Origin of the sequence: Aeromonas sp. ASNIH1 (genome assembly GCF_002934285.1) — a bacterium.
Lineage (GTDB): Bacteria > Pseudomonadota > Gammaproteobacteria > Enterobacterales > Aeromonadaceae > Aeromonas > Aeromonas caviae.
Window position 1 is genome coordinate 1,696,945 of sequence record NZ_CP026228.1, and the last position, 15,009, is coordinate 1,711,953.

The 15,009-nt window shown below is 64.4% G+C and carries 15 protein-coding genes; 7 read left to right on the forward strand and 8 right to left on the reverse strand.

All coding sequences use genetic code 11. The features are described 5' to 3' along the window. The first annotated feature begins 4 nt into the window (after window positions 1-4). Both C2U37_RS08250 and C2U37_RS08255 read left to right on the forward strand, forming a co-directional pair. A complete protein-coding gene (locus C2U37_RS08250) occupies window positions 5-994 on the forward strand; it encodes a serine/threonine protein kinase (RefSeq protein WP_039039688.1) in 990 nt (329 codons plus the stop codon). A 209-nt stretch (window positions 995-1,203) separates the two neighbouring features. Beyond that, complete coding sequence (locus C2U37_RS08255; protein WP_010676095.1) at window positions 1,204-1,812, forward strand: thiol:disulfide interchange protein DsbA/DsbL; 609 nt, start codon at window positions 1,204-1,206, stop codon at window positions 1,810-1,812. A gap of 80 nt (window positions 1,813-1,892) precedes the next feature. Here C2U37_RS08255 and phnE read toward each other — a convergent pair whose 3' ends face one another. The 5 genes from phnE to C2U37_RS08280 all read right to left on the reverse strand — a co-directional run bounded on the left by phnE (window position 1,893) and on the right by C2U37_RS08280 (window position 6,971). Continuing rightward, a complete protein-coding gene (phnE, locus tag C2U37_RS08260) occupies window positions 1,893-3,440 on the reverse strand; it encodes a phosphonate ABC transporter, permease protein PhnE (protein WP_104452103.1) in 1,548 nt (515 codons plus the stop codon). After that, on the reverse strand, window positions 3,428-4,189 hold the full coding sequence (locus tag C2U37_RS08265; protein ID WP_043153387.1) for a phosphonate ABC transporter ATP-binding protein: 762 nt from the start codon (window positions 4,187-4,189) through the stop codon (window positions 3,428-3,430). The genes phnE and C2U37_RS08265 overlap by 13 nt, the downstream gene beginning before the upstream one ends. Next, the gene (locus tag C2U37_RS08270) at window positions 4,186-5,031 is read right to left on the reverse strand and encodes a putative selenate ABC transporter substrate-binding protein (protein WP_043153390.1); all 846 of its coding nucleotides are present in this window, start codon (window positions 5,029-5,031) and stop codon (window positions 4,186-4,188) included. The genes C2U37_RS08265 and C2U37_RS08270 overlap by 4 nt, the downstream gene beginning before the upstream one ends. A gap of 124 nt (window positions 5,032-5,155) precedes the next feature. Then, a complete protein-coding gene (gene pncB / locus C2U37_RS08275; RefSeq protein ID WP_104452104.1) occupies window positions 5,156-6,334 on the reverse strand; it encodes a nicotinate phosphoribosyltransferase in 1,179 nt (392 codons plus the stop codon). A 1-nt stretch (window position 6,335) separates the two neighbouring features. After that, the gene (locus C2U37_RS08280; RefSeq protein ID WP_104452105.1) at window positions 6,336-6,971 is read right to left on the reverse strand and encodes a nicotinamidase; all 636 of its coding nucleotides are present in this window, start codon (window positions 6,969-6,971) and stop codon (window positions 6,336-6,338) included. A 74-nt stretch (window positions 6,972-7,045) separates the two neighbouring features. Between C2U37_RS08280 and C2U37_RS08285 the strand changes: the two genes are divergently transcribed. Then, a complete protein-coding gene (locus C2U37_RS08285; RefSeq protein ID WP_029314880.1) occupies window positions 7,046-7,696 on the forward strand; it encodes an NUDIX hydrolase in 651 nt (216 codons plus the stop codon). 76 nt (window positions 7,697-7,772) lie between these two features. Beyond that, window positions 7,773-8,261 (forward strand): DUF523 domain-containing protein, encoded by a 489-nt coding sequence (locus tag C2U37_RS08290; RefSeq protein ID WP_052815772.1) that lies wholly within the window; start codon window positions 7,773-7,775, stop codon window positions 8,259-8,261. On the opposite strand, the gene C2U37_RS08295 is transcribed toward C2U37_RS08290, so the two are convergent. From C2U37_RS08295 to C2U37_RS08305, 3 genes are all read right to left on the reverse strand, one after another. After that, window positions 8,204-9,151: an acyltransferase gene (locus C2U37_RS08295; protein ID WP_052815773.1), complete on the reverse strand. Its 948-nt coding sequence runs from the start codon at window positions 9,149-9,151 to the stop codon at window positions 8,204-8,206. The genes C2U37_RS08290 and C2U37_RS08295 overlap by 58 nt on opposite strands. 7 nt (window positions 9,152-9,158) lie before the next feature. Next, window positions 9,159-10,058 carry an acyltransferase gene (locus C2U37_RS08300; protein ID WP_052815774.1) on the reverse strand — a complete coding sequence of 300 codons (900 nt, stop codon included), beginning with the start codon at window positions 10,056-10,058 and terminating at the stop codon, window positions 9,159-9,161. Between the two features lie 132 nt (window positions 10,059-10,190). Continuing rightward, on the reverse strand, window positions 10,191-11,708 hold the full coding sequence (locus C2U37_RS08305; protein ID WP_052815775.1) for a YifB family Mg chelatase-like AAA ATPase: 1,518 nt from the start codon (window positions 11,706-11,708) through the stop codon (window positions 10,191-10,193). Between the two features lie 384 nt (window positions 11,709-12,092). On the opposite strand from C2U37_RS08305, the gene ilvG reads away from it, so the two are divergent. The 3 genes from ilvG to C2U37_RS08325 are packed head-to-tail and all read left to right on the forward strand — an operon-like array spanning window position 12,093 to window position 14,950. Next, on the forward strand, window positions 12,093-13,739 hold the full coding sequence (gene ilvG / locus C2U37_RS08315) for an acetolactate synthase 2 catalytic subunit (RefSeq protein WP_104452106.1): 1,647 nt from the start codon (window positions 12,093-12,095) through the stop codon (window positions 13,737-13,739). Next, window positions 13,736-13,993, forward strand: coding sequence for an acetolactate synthase 2 small subunit (gene ilvM, locus C2U37_RS08320; RefSeq protein WP_052815777.1), 258 nt, complete (start codon window positions 13,736-13,738; stop codon window positions 13,991-13,993). Before ilvG ends, ilvM begins: the two co-directional genes overlap by 4 nt. 12 nt (window positions 13,994-14,005) lie before the next feature. Continuing rightward, a complete protein-coding gene (locus tag C2U37_RS08325; protein WP_039039680.1) occupies window positions 14,006-14,950 on the forward strand; it encodes a branched-chain amino acid transaminase in 945 nt (314 codons plus the stop codon). The last annotated feature ends 59 nt before the right edge of the window (window positions 14,951-15,009 follow it).

Below are 15,009 nucleotides of genomic sequence, written 5' to 3' on the forward strand. Positions count from 1 at the left end.
TTCTATGGTGGATGACATGCGTTTCAACTATTCCGACCTCAATCCCGATCTCATCATGGATGCCATCGATCTCAGCGGCTTGCGCATCGACTCCGGCCTTATCGAGCTCAACAGTTATGAGAACCGCGTCTATCAGTTCCAGGATGAGGATCGCCGTCGCTACGTGGTGAAGTTCTACCGCCCCGGTCGCTGGAGCCGGGCCCAGATCCTGGAGGAGCACGCGTTTGCCGCTCGCCTCTGTGAAGCTGAGATCCCGGTCGCCGCTCCCATTGCCTTTGCCGGCGAGACCCTGCTGGAGCATCAGGGCTACCCGTTTGCCATCTGGCAGAGCGTTGGGGGGCGTCAGTTCGAGGTGGACAACCTGGACCAGCTGGAGTGGGTGGGGCGTTACCTCGGTCGCATCCACAGCGTCGGTGCCAGCCATGCCTTTCATCACCGGGTTCCGCTGGATGTGGAGAGCATGCTGCACGAGCCGCGTCAGTTGCTGGCGGCAGGCGAGTGGTTGCCGAGCGGGCTGGCCAAGTCCTTCTTCGGGGTGCTGGACGAGCTGATCCGGCACGTATGCGACGCCATGACCCTGGATGTGGCGCGCATCTCCCTGCATGGGGACTGCCACCCGGGCAACATCCTGTGGCGTGACGGCCCCCTGTTTGTCGATCTCGACGATTGCCGCACCGGCCCTGCCATCCAGGATCTCTGGATGATGCTGAACGGGGAGCGTCATGAGCAGCAGATCCAGCTCGATACCCTGCTGGCGGGGTATGAGGAGTTCATGGAGTTCGACCCGCGGGAGCTGGCGCTCATCGAGCCGCTGCGTGCCATGCGCATCGTCCACTACATGGCCTGGCTGGCAAGACGCTGGGAAGATCCCGCCTTCCCCCGCCACTTCTCCTGGTTCAACACCGAACACTACTGGCGCCAGCAGATTGCGACCCTGCATGATCAGCTCGAGGCATTGAAGGCCCCGCCGCTCAGCCTGATGCCGCAGTGGTAGGGGCGTGAGCCCGGCAGATCGCCACGCCACGGGGCGTCCGTTGGTGGTGTCGCCCGCACCATTGCCACAGCGGCAAGGTGCCCGTGGGAGGCGGGATGGCGGTCCCGCCTGTCTGCCTTTGCCATTGACGGCACGAGGGTGAGGCAATAGGCTTGGACTGCTTCGGTTCGCCGGGCGTGCCTCACAGTGATCCCTTAACAGGAAACGTCATGAAAAAAGTACTATTTTTCCTCGCTGCCATGCTGATGATCCCCATGGTTCACGCCGCCCCGCAATTCAAGGAAGGTGTCAACTATGACGTGGTCAGCCAGACCGGCAGCGCCCAGCCGGAAGTGATGGAGTTCTTCTCCTATTTCTGCCCGCACTGCGCCAAGTTCGAGCCGATTGCCGAGGATCTGAAGAAGAGCCTGCCGGAAGGCGTGCCGATGAAGAAGAACCCGGTGGCCTTCCTGGGCCGTGAAATGGGCCCCGAGATGCAGCGTGCCTACGCCGTCGCCAATCTGCTGAACGTGGAAGGCAAGCTGACCCCGGCTATCTTCGACAAGATCCACACCCAGCGCCAGATCCCCCAGAGCCGCGCCGACGTGAAGCAGGTCTTCGTGGACAATGGCGTGCCGGCCGAGGAGTTCGACGGTGCCGTCGACAGCTTCGCCGTCTCCGGCATGGTCTCCCAGTTCGATCGCAACACCGAGAGCTACAATGTGCGCGGTGTGCCGGCCTTCCTGGTCAACGGCAAATACATGGTGAAAATCGAATCCATCACTTCCCAGGAGCAGTTCAACCAGCTGGTGAAATTCCTGCTGGCGAAGAAAGACTGATCCAGACTGACCTCGTGAAAAAAAGCCCGCCGGTGCAAACCGGCGGGCTTTTTGTTTATCAGGGCCATGCAAGGCGGGCCTCAGATCTGGCAATCCCGCTGGCTGGGGGCCGGGCGAGGCAAACGGGTGCGGCGGCTGAGGGCCTCCGCCAGCCAGACCAGCAGCAGTATGGCCAGCAGCAGGGTGGCGGTCTGGTCGTAGCGGAACAGGCTGAGCGAGACATAGAGCTGCTGTCCCAGGCCGCCGGCGCCAACCACGCCGAGTATGGTGGCGGCCCTCAGGTTCATCTCGCCGCGATAGAGGCTGTAGGCCAGCCACTGGCGCGCCACCAGGGGGAACACCCCGTACCAGAAGCAGGCCGTAGGGCAGGCCCCGCTCAGCTGCAAGGCGAGGCGAGGGGCGGGATCCGCGTTCTCCAGGGTCTCCACGAACAACCGCGCCAGCACCCCGGTGGTGTGCAGGGTCAGCGCCAGTATGCCCGCCACCGGCCCCAGTCCGACCGCGATCACCAGCAGGCTGGCGAAGATGAGTTCGGGCACGGAGCGCAGCAGGTTGAACAGCAGCCGCAGCGGCCAGCAGTGGCGCGCGAGGCAGGCCAGCGGCAGGGCCAGCAGGGCGCTGAAGAGGGTGCTTAGCAGCGCCATCTGCACCGTATCGAGCAGGCCCATAGCCACTGTCTTGAGGAAGGGCCATGACCAGTCCGGTCGCAAAAACTCCCCCAGGAAGGTGCCCAGGCCCCCCAGTGAGAAGCTCAGCATGCGCCAGTCGAGCTGATACAGCGCGAGGACAGCGGCCAGCCCCAGGCAGATCAGCAACAGCAGGCCGGGGGAGCGGCTGTGGCGCAGCCAGGCGCTGAGGCCATCCGCGAGCGTCACCAGCAGGATGAAGGCCAGCAGCAGGGTCACCACCTCGCCACCGGCAAACATGCGCAGGGAGAGTTCGAGCTGCTGACCGAGCCCGCCGGCGCCGACGAAGCCCATGATGACGGAGGCGCGCAGGGCGCACTCCCAGCGGTAGACGGTGTAGGAGAGCAGTTCCTGACGCACCGCAGGCAGCACGCCGTACCAGAGCGCCTGCAGCCGGCCGCTACCGCCCAGCAGCAGGGCGCGGGCCGGTTGCAGGGCACCGCTCTCCATGATCTCGTTGTAGACCTTGGCCAGCATGCCGCCGTAGCTGACGGCGATGGCCAGGATGGCGGCGAGCGGCCCGAGCCCCGACAGACGCACGAACAGCAGCGCCCAGATGAGCTCGGGCAGGCTGCGCAGCACGATGGCGACGAGGCGCGAGAGGGCCCGCAAGGCGCCGCGCAGCGGGCTGGGCACCGGCCCCAGTTCGGCCAGCGACAGGGCGCGGGAGCCGAGCAGGGCGAACGGCACGCCGAGCAGCAGGGCGCCCGCCAGTCCCAATGTCGCCACCGCCAGACTCTCCAGGGTCGCGGTCAGGGTCAGGACGAGGAAGTCCCGATCCATGCGGGGCGGCCAGCTGGTGGCGAGGAAGTTGCCCATCTGCCGCCAGCTCTGGCCGTCGAACAGGCCGAGCCAGCCGTCGGCCTGTTGCCACAGGCTGTAGCCGATGAGCAGCAGCAACCAGGGCAGGGGATGGCGCCAGCGGCTAGTCAAATTGAACACGCCGCCGCCTCGTCATCACCGGCGTAGAGCTCGGCCAGCATGGCCGGGGTGACGGCCGCCGCCGGACAGTCGAACAGCACTCGCCCCTCCCGCAGGCCGATGATGCGGGGGAAACGGCCGAGCGCCAGCTCGACCGCATGCAGGTTGGCGATGAGTGTGCTGCCCCGGGCGCGGGCCTGTGCCAGCAGGGCATCCAGGCTGCCTTGGGCGAGCACGGGATCGAGGGCGGAGACGGGCTCGTCCGCCAGGATCAGATCCGGCTGCTGATAGAGCACCCGTGCGATGCCGACCCGCTGCAACTGGCCACCGGAGAGCTCGCCGCAGCGCTGTTGCCACTTGTCGGCGAGGCCGAGGCGCGCCAGCTCGGCTAGCGCGCCTTCGGGGTCGCAGGGGCGCAGCAGGGAGAGTAAGGAACGGCCGAGGGACCACTGACCGAGCCGGCCGGCCAGCACGGCGGTCACCACCTGCTGGGAGGCGGGCAGCGGCGGTTGCTGCCAGACCATGCCGATCCGGCTGCGCAGCCGCTGGCGGTCCCGGGTGGAGAGGGTCCAGGGATCCTGGTCCCAGAGGGTGAGCCTGCCTTCGCCGCGCAGCTCGGTGCCGAGCAGCCGCAGCAGGCTGGTCTTGCCCGCGCCGCTCGGCCCTATGATGGCCACGCACTCGCCTGCCGTTATCTGCAGGTTGAACGGCTGCAGGATGCGGCTCTGGCCGAGCCGCAATCCTTCCCCGTCCAGCGCGACGGCGATCACTTCAGCAGGCCGGCCTGGGTGGCGGCGGCTTCGATGCCCAGGTAATTCTCGGGCTTGGTCTCGATGAAGCGGGTAGCGCGTTGCAGCTTGAGGATCTCGGCCTGGGCGGGCACCGCCGGATCCAGGCTGAGGAAGGCTTGCTTGATCTTCTCTTGCAGGGCCGGATCCATATCACCGCGTACTGTCCAGTTGTAGTCAAAGTAGGTCGGGGTGGTCCAGATCACCTTGACCTTGGTGGTGTCGACCTTGCCCTCTTCCACCAGTTTCTCCCACACGGAGGCATTGAGCGCACCGGCCGGCACCTTGCCGGAGGCGACCCAGGCGACGGTGGCGTCGTGGGCGCCGGAGAAGGCGACGTGGGCGAAGTCACGTTCCGGGTTGATGCCCTGCTCGGCCAGGAAGTGGCGTGGCATCAGGTGACCGGAGGTGGAGGAGGGGGAGCCGAACGCGAAGTCCTTGCCCTTGGTGTCGGCCAGGGTCTTGATGCCGCTGTCGGCATTGGCGATGAACTTGGAGGTGAACTGGGCATCTTCCTGACGCTGCACCAGGGGTACCACCTTGTCGGCACGGCGGTGTGCCTGCACATAGGTGAAGCCCCCGAGCCAGGCCATGTCCAGCTTGCCGGCGGCCAGCGCCTCGACCACGGCGGCGTAGTCGTTGACCGGCACGAACACCACCTCGCGGCCTGTTTTCTCGGCCAGGTAGTCACCCAGGGGGGCAAACTTGCGCTGCAGCTCGGTGGGGGCTTCGTCCGGGATGGCGGAGACCCGCAGCGGTTCGGCGGCGACGGCGCTCAGGCTGGCGAGCAGGGTGGTGAGGGCGAATATCCATCTGGAGGTCATGAGTGGTTCCTTGTGGTCTGGCGTTCGAACAAGCGAAAGGTCCGACGGGGGCCGGACCTTTCAGGTGAGTCATGGTAGGGGGCCATCGGCGCAGTGCGCAAGATGGGACACTCAAAAAGGCGTCTTATACCCCGACGTGGAAGGCCTGCTTGAGGTTGCGGATGAAGTCCGCGTCCCGGCACAGGGTCTTGCCCGGGCTGTCGGAGATCTTGGCGACCGGGCCGCCGTTGCACTCCATCAGCTTGAAGACGATGTTCATCGGGGTGACGCCTGGCAGATCGCAGGTGAGCTTGGTGCCGATACCGAAGCTGGTGTTGATGCGACCACTGAAGTGGCGGAACAGCCGGACTGCCTTGTCGAGGTCGAGGCCGTCGGAGAAGACCAGCGTCTTGGTGGCGGGATCGATACCGAGGCGCTGGTAGTGGCTGATGGCCTTCTCGCCCCAGACCACGGGATCGCCGGAGTCGTGGCGCAACCCCTGATATCGGCTCGCCAGCTCGAAGTCGAAGTCGCGCAGGAAGGCATCCATGGTGATGCAGTCGGTCAGGGCGATGCCGAGGTGGTTGGTGAACTCGTCCAGCCAGCTGGTGAGGGCCGCGCGCTGGCTGAGTTCCAGCGGGAAGCCGAGTTGCTGGTGAGCCTGGAACCACTCGTGGGCCTGGGTGCCCACCGCCGGCAGCCGGTATTTCTGGGCCAGCTGGTAGTTGCTGGTGCCGCGAAACGCCGGCAGCCGATCCTGGAGGCGGCCCACCACGGCATCCTGCACCGCATGGGAGAAGCGGCGGCGGGTGCCGAAGTCGATGAGGTTGAACTCGGTCATCTCCTCCCGGCTCAGCTCCCGTTCCAGCTTGTCGATCTTCTGGTCGAGCCGCTCCAGTGCCTGGCTGACGCCGAACTGGGGGTAGCGGAAGCGGTTGCGCATCTCGCTGATGATGGCGAGCACCGGGATCTCCCACAGGATGACGTCCTGCCAGGGCCCTTCGACCCGCACATTGATGCGGCCATCCTGCTCGAACACCTTGAGCAGGGAGGCATCCAGCGGCTTGCGGCGCAGGTGATCCAGATAATCCGGGGTGAAGAAGGGGCGCTCGGCCAGAAAATCGAGCTCGGGTCGGGTCAGCCGCAGGGAGCCGGCGAGGCGCAGCTGCTCCTCGATCTCGCCCATCATGGGCAGCAGATCCTCTTCGTTGCGGCTGTGGAATTCGGCCACCACCTCGGCATCCGGGTAGCGATGGAACACAGCCTGCTGCATGTGCAGCTTGTAGGCATCGGTGTCGAGCAGGCTGTTGAGGATCGGGGGCATATCAGGCGTCCAGCAGGCGTTGTACATCGGCCAGGGTCTGGGCCAGCTCGGCGCCGGCCTCGATCATCCGGGTGCGGGCCTGGTCGATTGTCTCGGGGGCGATGCCGCGGCAGGCATCGAGGTGGACGATGACCCGGAAGCCGGCGCGGAGCAGTTGCAGCACGCTGGTCTTGACGCAGTAGTCGGTGGCGAGGCCGCCGACCAGCACGGTCGCGACGCCGCGGGCCTGCAGGAACTCGATAAGCCCGGTGCTGCGACGCTCGGCGAGGTCGTGGTAGCAGGCGCCATAGGGGTGCAGATCCGGCTCGACCCCCTTCCAGACGAAGAAGTCGTAGTCGATGGGGGCGGGCAGGCCGTCGAGCAGCTCGAAGCCAGGGGTGCCCGGCACGCAATGGGCCGGCCAGGTGAGGTCGGCGTTGGGCAGATCCAGCGGTTGCAGCATGGCGGCCGGCTCGCTCACGACCCAGGCAGCGTTCGCGGGGTGGGCGTCCTTGCTGCCGACTCGCAGGGTGGCGAGGGCAGCCTGGGCATTGAGCGCCGCCACTATGGTATCCCCGCCAGCGACGGGCAGCTCGTTCGGGCAGAGGGGAGTGAATCCCTTCTGCGCATCAATATCCAGGCTGGCGATGATTTCCATGGATGGCTCCTTCACATAATATTCTTGTGATATTATCTACCAAACATTATTAGAAGGCGAGCAGGTCGACCAGGATGCCGAGAATGAGTCTGGATATGGTGGTGCTGCGGTTGCGCGAGGAGCGGCTCGAACTGCTTCTCGAGACCCGGGATCGCCCCCCCTTTGCCCACTGCTGGCAGTTGCCGGCCCTGCGCATCGACGAGACCCGGGATCGGGATCTGGACGCGGCTCGCCATCGCCTGCTGGCAGAGTGGGGGCTGGAGCACTGCTACAGCGAGCAGGTCTGTACCCTCGGCAACCTGGAGCGGGATCCCCGCGGCTGGTCCACCACCCTCGTCTATCTCTGTCTGGCGGATCCCGATGGGGGGGCGGTGCGCGGTCGCTGGCATCCTCTGGACGATCTGCCCGGCCTGCAACTCGCCTTCGATCACGGCAAGCTGGTCGCCATGGGGCTGGAGCGGCTGCGCATCAAGAGCCGTTACAGCACCCTGCCGCTGCATCTGCTGGGGGCGGAATTCACCCTCTCCGAGGTTCAACGGGCGTTCGAGATCGTCCTGCAGACCCCCATGAACACGGCCGCCTTTCGCAAGCGGCTCCACCGTGCCGACATCCTGGTGGACACAGGGCGCAAGCGCACCGGCAAGCAACGTCCCGCTATCCTCTATCGGCTGGAGACCCCCTGTTGCGTCATGTTCGATCAGGTGATGCACGGTGCGGAAGCATAAGCCGATGTCTGCGAAAGCCGGATTGTCGCCCCATAGCGGGTCTGGTGCACTGGCACCTCACACAGGAAGTGAAAGCATGGGAGAGACGGGAATGCACAAGGTGCTGGTGAGCGCCTGTCTGCTGGGGCAGCCAGTGCGTTACGACGGCCAGAGCAAGGGGATTGTCAGCGACTGGCTGCAGGCGCTGGGAGCGGAGGGGCGGGTGCTGGCCTTCTGTCCCGAGGTGGCGGGGGGGCTGCCGACCCCGCGACCACCCGCCGAGCGGCAGGGTGAGTCTGTAGTCACCGAAAGCGGGCTGGATGTGACGACCGAGTTCGATCGCGGCGCCGCCCTGGCGCTGGCGCTCTGCCAGCAGCAGGGCATTCGCTTCGCCCTGCTGAAAGAGGGGAGCCCCTCCTGCGGCAGCGGCCGTATCTACAACGGCCGCTTCGAAGGGGTCTCGGTGGCGGGCGAGGGCAAGACCACCGCCCTGCTGCGCCGCCACGGCATCGCCGTGTTCAGCGAGGATCAGCTGCCCGAACTGGCGTCGGCGCTCTCCTTGGCGGTCAATGGGATGGGCGCCTGAGCCCGCTGCCAGCCTTCCAGTATTTCGTCCTTCTCCTGCCAGCGCTGGTTCAGCCACTCCTGGAAGCCGCGCTTGAACTGCTTGTCGTTGAAGTAATCCCCTACCAGTTGCTCGTCCACCGGCAGCTCCTCGATCCGCACCCGGATGCGCTTCATCCGCCCCATCAGGAAGTCCTTGAAGGGGGTCTCGGTGTTGTCCGGGTAGCTGATGGTGACGTTGATCAGGCTGTCGAACTGATCGCCCATGGCCGCCAGGGTGAAGGCGAGCCCGGCCGCCTTGGGCGGCATCAGGTGGCGAAAGCGGGAGCGGGAGGCGTCACGCTTCTGTTCGGTGAAGCGGGTCCCCTCCACGAAGTTGATGACGGTGGTGGGGATGTGGCGAAACTTCTCGCAGGCGTTGCGGGTGGTCTCGATGTCCTTGCCCCGCAGGTGCGGATTGCGCAGCAGAAACTCTCTCGAATAGCGGCGCATAAAGGGCATGTCCAGCCCCCAGCAGGCGAGCCCCAGCAGCGGGATGTAGATGAGCTCGTGCTTCATGAAGAACTTGGGCACCGGCAGCCGGTCGCGGAAGAGATGGCCCAGCACGACGATGTCGGTCCAGCTCAGGTGGTTGCTGATGATGAGATACCAGCCATCCTTGCGTAGCCGGGTGTCGTCCTCCACCTGCCAGTCGATGCGGGTGGTGAGGCGGATCACCAGGGCGTTGCAGCCGAGCCACAGGCGCATGAAACGGTTGTTGAGGCGACTGCAGGCACGACCGAAGGCCGGCACGGGGAGCAGCAGCTTGGCCAGGGACACCAGCAGGATCAGGCTGGCGCACAGGGCGGTAAACAATATGGCCAGGCCGGTGCTGATGAGCAGCACCAGGGGGCCGGGGAGCAGGCTTAGCATGAGTGTCTTACTGCGTCTTGTCCGCCAGTAGCTGGCCCAGGGTCTGGTCTTTCTCGCACCAGATCCCGTTCAACCACTGCTGAAACTCTTGTTGGAACTCGGGGTCATTGAAGTAATCCCCCACCAGATTGCGTTCGATCGGCAGAAAGCGGACCCGAACCTTGATCTCCCTGACTCGACCGCACATGAAGTCCCAGTAGCTGGGGATGCCGCCTGGATAGGCGATGGTGACATCCACCAGTTTGTGCAGCTGATCCCCCATGGCCGCCAGGGTGAAGGCGACGCCACCCGCCCTCGGGTGCAGCAGGTGACGATAGGGAGCGCCCTGTTTGTCGTGCTTGCTGGCGGTGAAGCGGGTGCCCTCGACGAAATTCATCACGCTCACCGGAATGTGGCGGAATTTGGCACAGGCCTTTCGCGTGGTTTCTATGTCTTTTCCCCTCAGATGTGGGTGCTTTTCCAGAAATTTTCGGGAATAACGCCGCATGAATGGGAAATCCAGCGCCCACCAGGCCAGACCGAGAAAAGGTACCCAAATCAGTTCTTTCTTGAGGAAAAACTTCAGGAAGGGGATTTTTTGATTAAAAATCCGCTGCAATACCAGTATGTCGACCCAGGATTGGTGGTTGGCAATCACCATATACCACTCATTCCGGCGCCCTTTGTCCACTCCGACCACATCGAAAGGGGTGTTGATGATGGTTTTCTGGATCAGATTGTTAAAACCTATCCAGTGGGTGGCGCAGCCGTCCAGGAGGGTGTTGCAGAGACGTCGCGCCCCCTTGAAGGGCAGCAGCAGCTTGATGAGGCCAAGCAGCAGGACGGGGACAAACCAGAACAGGGTGTTGATGAAATAGAGCAGGGTCGAGAGGCTGCCGCGCAGTCGCTCTATCAGCTTGTTGAGCATGGTGGAATCCGTCTTCGTATCGGTGGATGGCAACCAAGTGGTCAGATCTGTTGCCATAATATCAGCCGGCCCACGACTAGACCATGGTGGCGCCCTTTCCGGGTCGGGAGGTGGCTGCTGCCGTTTCCCCGCTCACTGGCCCCCGCGCAGCCGTGACAACAGCCTATCCATGGCACGATAGCCCAGGGCTTCGATCAGATGCGCTCTCTCGATAGTGGCGTGTCCCGCCAGATCGGCGATGGTGCGCGATACCCGCAGGATGCGGTGCCAGGCCCGGATGCTGAGCCCCAGCTTCTGGATGGCACCCTCCAGAAACTCGGCATCCTGTGGCGATAATCTGCAAACATCTTCGATTTCACGACTATCCAGCAGGTTGTTGAGTTTTCCGCTGCGACTCAGCATGCGCTCTCGCGCCCCCAGCACCCGTTCGCGTATCTGCTGGCTCGATTCCCCCCGCTCCGCCTTGCCGGTCAGGCTCCCCCTGGGCAAGAGCGGGACCTCTACCGTCAGATCGAACCGATCGAGAAAGGGGCCGGAGAGCTTGCCCAGATAGCGCAAGATCTGATCCGGGCTGGAGCGGGTCTGGCCGTCGCCATAATGGCCGCAGGGGCTGGGATTCATGGCACCCACCAGTTGGAAGCGGGCGGGAAAATCCACCTGGCGGGCGGCACGACTGATGGTGATGTGCCCGGTCTCCAGCGGCTCGCGAAGGGAGTCGAGCACCTTGCGCTCGAACTCCGGCAGTTCATCCAGAAACAGTACCCCGTTGTGGGCGAGGGAAATTTCGCCAGGCCTGGGATGGGTACCCCCGCCCACCAGCGCCACCGCCGAGGCACTGTGATGGGGCGTGCGATACGGCCTGTGGTGCCAGTGGCCGGCGCGGGGGGTGAGGCCGCCGATGGAGTGAATGGCGGCGGTCTGCTGCGCCTCCTGTTCACTCAGCGGTGGCAGAATGCCGGGCAGACGGCTGGCCAACATGCTCTTGCCGGTGCCGGGGGGGCCGATGAACAACAGGTTGTGGCTGCCGGCGGCGGCGATCTCCAGCGCCCGCTTCGCCTGGGACTGACCGATCACGTCCTGCAGATCCGGCACGTCGGGCAGGGTCTCCGCGCTCTGGGGTTCCGGCAGCGGCAGTTCGTACTGGCCCGCCAGCCAGGCGGTGACCGCCAGCAGCTGGTGGGCGGTGCGCACCTCGGCATCCTGTATGAGGGAAGCCTCCGGACCGTTCTCCCGTGGGACCAGCAGGGTGCGCCCCGCGTCGCGGCAGGCGAGCACCGAGGGGAGCACCCCAAGCACGGGGCGGATCTCGCCCGTCAGGGCCAATTCCCCTAAAAATTCGTGATCGAGCAGGTATTTTGCGGGTATCTGCTTGGATGCTGCGAGAATGCCGATGGCGATGGCCAGGTCGAAACGGCCCCCCTCCTTGGGCAGATCCGCAGGGGCCAGGTTGACCGTGATGTGCTTGGCCGGAAATTCGAAATTGCCGTTGAGCAGGGCGCTGCGCACCCGATCCCGCGACTCTTTCACCGAGGTTTCCGGCAACCCCACCATGTTGAAGGCGGGCAGGCCGTTGGAGAGGTGCACTTCCACAGTGACTTGCGGCGCCGCTATCCCCAGGCTGGCACGGCTATAAACAACAGCTAATGACATAAATACCGTCCTTGGTTTGATGTAAATGCTGGTTAACCGTTTTTTATTAGTTTTTTTTCCAGTCGTCAGGTTTCAGAGCAGTCAAAATCAGAGTCTTGTCAGGTAAAAAGTGCTTGCCCAATAAAAATCACCGTGCTAGTTCTAATAGCCATTCGCGGCAAGCTCCGCTCCCATTTCACAGGATTTCCGGTTGTAACTATGAACATGGCCTCCCGTTTCGTCAGCATTATTGTGGTCCTAGTGGTGATTATTATCTCACCGCTCGGGGCTCGTTTGGCTGCACGGAACAAGGGATAGACCCACCACCGGACAGAACGAAACAAGCGACCCCCGAGCCTCACGGCCCGGGGGTTTTTTTTTCGACCAAAGGACAGGATTTTCCACATGAACGGCGCGCAGTTTTTGGTACAGGCTCTCAAGAAACAGGGTGTGACCCAGGTGTTTGGTTACCCGGGCGGAGCCATCATGCCGGTCTACGACGCCCTGTATGACGGTGGCCTGGCCCATCAGCTCTGCCGCCACGAGCAGGGTGCCGCCATGGCTGCGGTGGGTTATGCCCGCGCTTCCGGTCAGGTGGGGGTCTGCATCGCTACCTCTGGCCCCGGCGCCACCAACCTGGTCACCGGCCTCGCGGAGGCACTGCTCGATTCGGTACCGCTGGTGGCCATCAGCGGCCAGGTGCCCTGCGCCGCCGTCGGTACCGATGCCTTTCAGGAAGTGGACGTGCTCGGCATGTCCCTTTCCTGCACCAAGCACTCCTTCATGGTGACGGACCCGGCGGATCTGGGACGGGTCATTGCCGAAGCCTTCGCCATCGCCACCGAAGGGCGTCCGGGTCCCGTGCTCATCGACCTGCCCAAGGATGTGCAGCTGGCCGCCGTTCCTTCTCAAAGCCCGCTGTTTGCCGTGGAGGAACCCGAGCCCCTGAATCAGGCCGAGCTGACGGCCGCCCGCACCCTGCTGGCCGGTGCCGAGCGTCCGGTACTCTACGTCGGTGGTGGGGTGGGCATGGCCAATGCCGAGCAGCAGCTGCGCGACTTTGCCGCCACCACGGGGATGCCGGCGGTCACCACCCTCAAGGGGATAGGTGCCCTCGACCCCGACAGCCCCGTTTATCTGGGCATGCTCGGCATGCACGGTACCAAGGCCGCCAACCTGGCGGTACAGCAGTGCGATCTGCTGGTGGTGGTAGGCGCCCGTTTCGATGATCGGGTGACCGGCAAGCTGGAGGAATTTGCCCCCGAGGCGAAGGTGATCCACCTGGATGTGGACGCCGCCGAGTTCGGCAAGCGCCGCGCCGCCGATGTGGGGATCACCACGGATCTCAAGCGTGTGCTGCCCGCCCTGGCGATGACGCTGACCCTCGACCCCTGGCGCGAGCACTGCGCCACCATGGCTCGGGAATACGCCTTCCGCTACGACCATCCGGTTCAGGCCATCTACGCCCCGGCTCTGCTCAAAGAGCTTTCAAGCCAGCTGCCTGACACCAGCGTGGTGGCCTGCGACGTGGGTCAGCACCAGATGTGGGTGGCCCAGCACATGCGTTTCACCAGCCCGCGCAACCACCTCTCCAGTGCCGGCCTCGGCACCATGGGCTTCGGCCTGCCCGCCGCCATCGGCGCCAAGATGTCGCGCCCCGATGACGAGGTGGTGCTGGTGAGCGGGGACGGCTCCTTCATGATGAACGTGCAGGAGCTCGGCACCATCCGCCGGGCCCGGCTAAAGGTGAAGATGGTGCTGCTGGACAACCAGCGCCTCGGCATGGTGCGCCAATGGCAGGAGCTGTTCTTCGACGGTCGCTACAGCGAGACCAATCTGTCCGACAACCCCGATTTCGTCGCCCTGGCTGCCGCCTTCGGCATTCCCGGCGAGACCATCACATGCAAGGAAGAGATAGGTCCGGCACTGGATCGCCTGCTGGCGAGCGAGAGTGCCTATCTGCTGCATGTGGCTATTTCAGAGGAAGAAAATGTCTGGCCCCTGGTTCCGCCAGGAGTCGCCAACCACAAGATGATGGAGCAACGCCCATGAACCAGCTCAATACCAGCACCCTGGAAATCCATGCCCAACCCAGACCCGAAGTGATGGAACGGGTGCTGCGGGTGGTCCGTCACCGCGGTTTCAATCTCTGTGCCCTCAACATGGAGCAGGATTGCCAACAGCTGCGGATCACGGTTACTGTCGAATCGGTACGTCCCATCCAGCAGTTGTGGTGCCAGCTGGTCAAGCTGGTGGATGTCTCCCGGGTCGATGCACTGGAACAGCAACCCCGGATCAGAGCTTAAGGAGCCAAGCCAATGTCACAGCCTTCCCAATCCGCCGCCCACCCCCAATACATCTGGTTCAACGGCAAGCTGGTCCCCTGGCAGGATGCCCAGGTGCATGTCATGAGCCATGCCCTGCACTACGGCTCCTCGGTGTTCGAGGGGGTGCGGGCCTATGACACTCCCAAGGGGACCTGCATCTTCCGCCTGCAGGAGCACACCCGCCGCCTGTTCGACTCCGCCAAGATCTACTGGATGGACGTCCCCTACAGCGAGTCCGAAGTGAATGAAGCCTGCCGCACCGTGGTGCGCGAGAACGGCCTGAAGAGCGGCTACCTGCGCCCGCTGGCCTTTGTCGGCAACGTGGGGCTGGGGCTGCATCCGCCGCTGGATGCCAAGGCCGACCTCATGGTCGCGGCCCTGCCCTGGGGCGCCTACCTCGGTGAAGAGGGGCTGAAAAACGGGGTGGATGTGTGCGTCACCTCCTGGAACCGGCTCGCTCCCAACACCATCCCGACCGGTGCCAAGGCGGGGGGCAACTATCTCTCCTCCCAGCTCATCAGCCGCGAGGCCAAGCGCAACGGCTTCGCCGAGGGGTTGGCGCTGGATGTGAACGGCTATCTGAGCGAAGGGGCGGGGGAGAACCTGTTTCTGGTGAAGAACGGCGTGCTGTTCACCCCGCCCGCCACCGCCGCCATCCTGCCCGGCATCACCCGCGACACCATCATGACGCTGGCCCGCGACTTGGGTTACGAGGTACGCGAGCAGGCGCTGCCCCGTGAGGCGCTCTATGTCGCAGACGAAATCTTCATGACCGGCACCGCCGCAGAGGTGACCCCGGTGCGCTCGGTGGATCGGATGAAGGTGGGCGCCGGTTGCCGTGGCCCGGTGACCGAGCAGTTGCAGAACGCCTTCTTCGGCCTGTTCAACGGCAAGACCGAAGACAAGTGGGGCTGGCTGACGCCGGTCAACGACTGATGATAGCGGGGAGGCGTCACGCCTCCCCGAGTCGCTTCCGGTGAAGGCTCCCCGAGGTG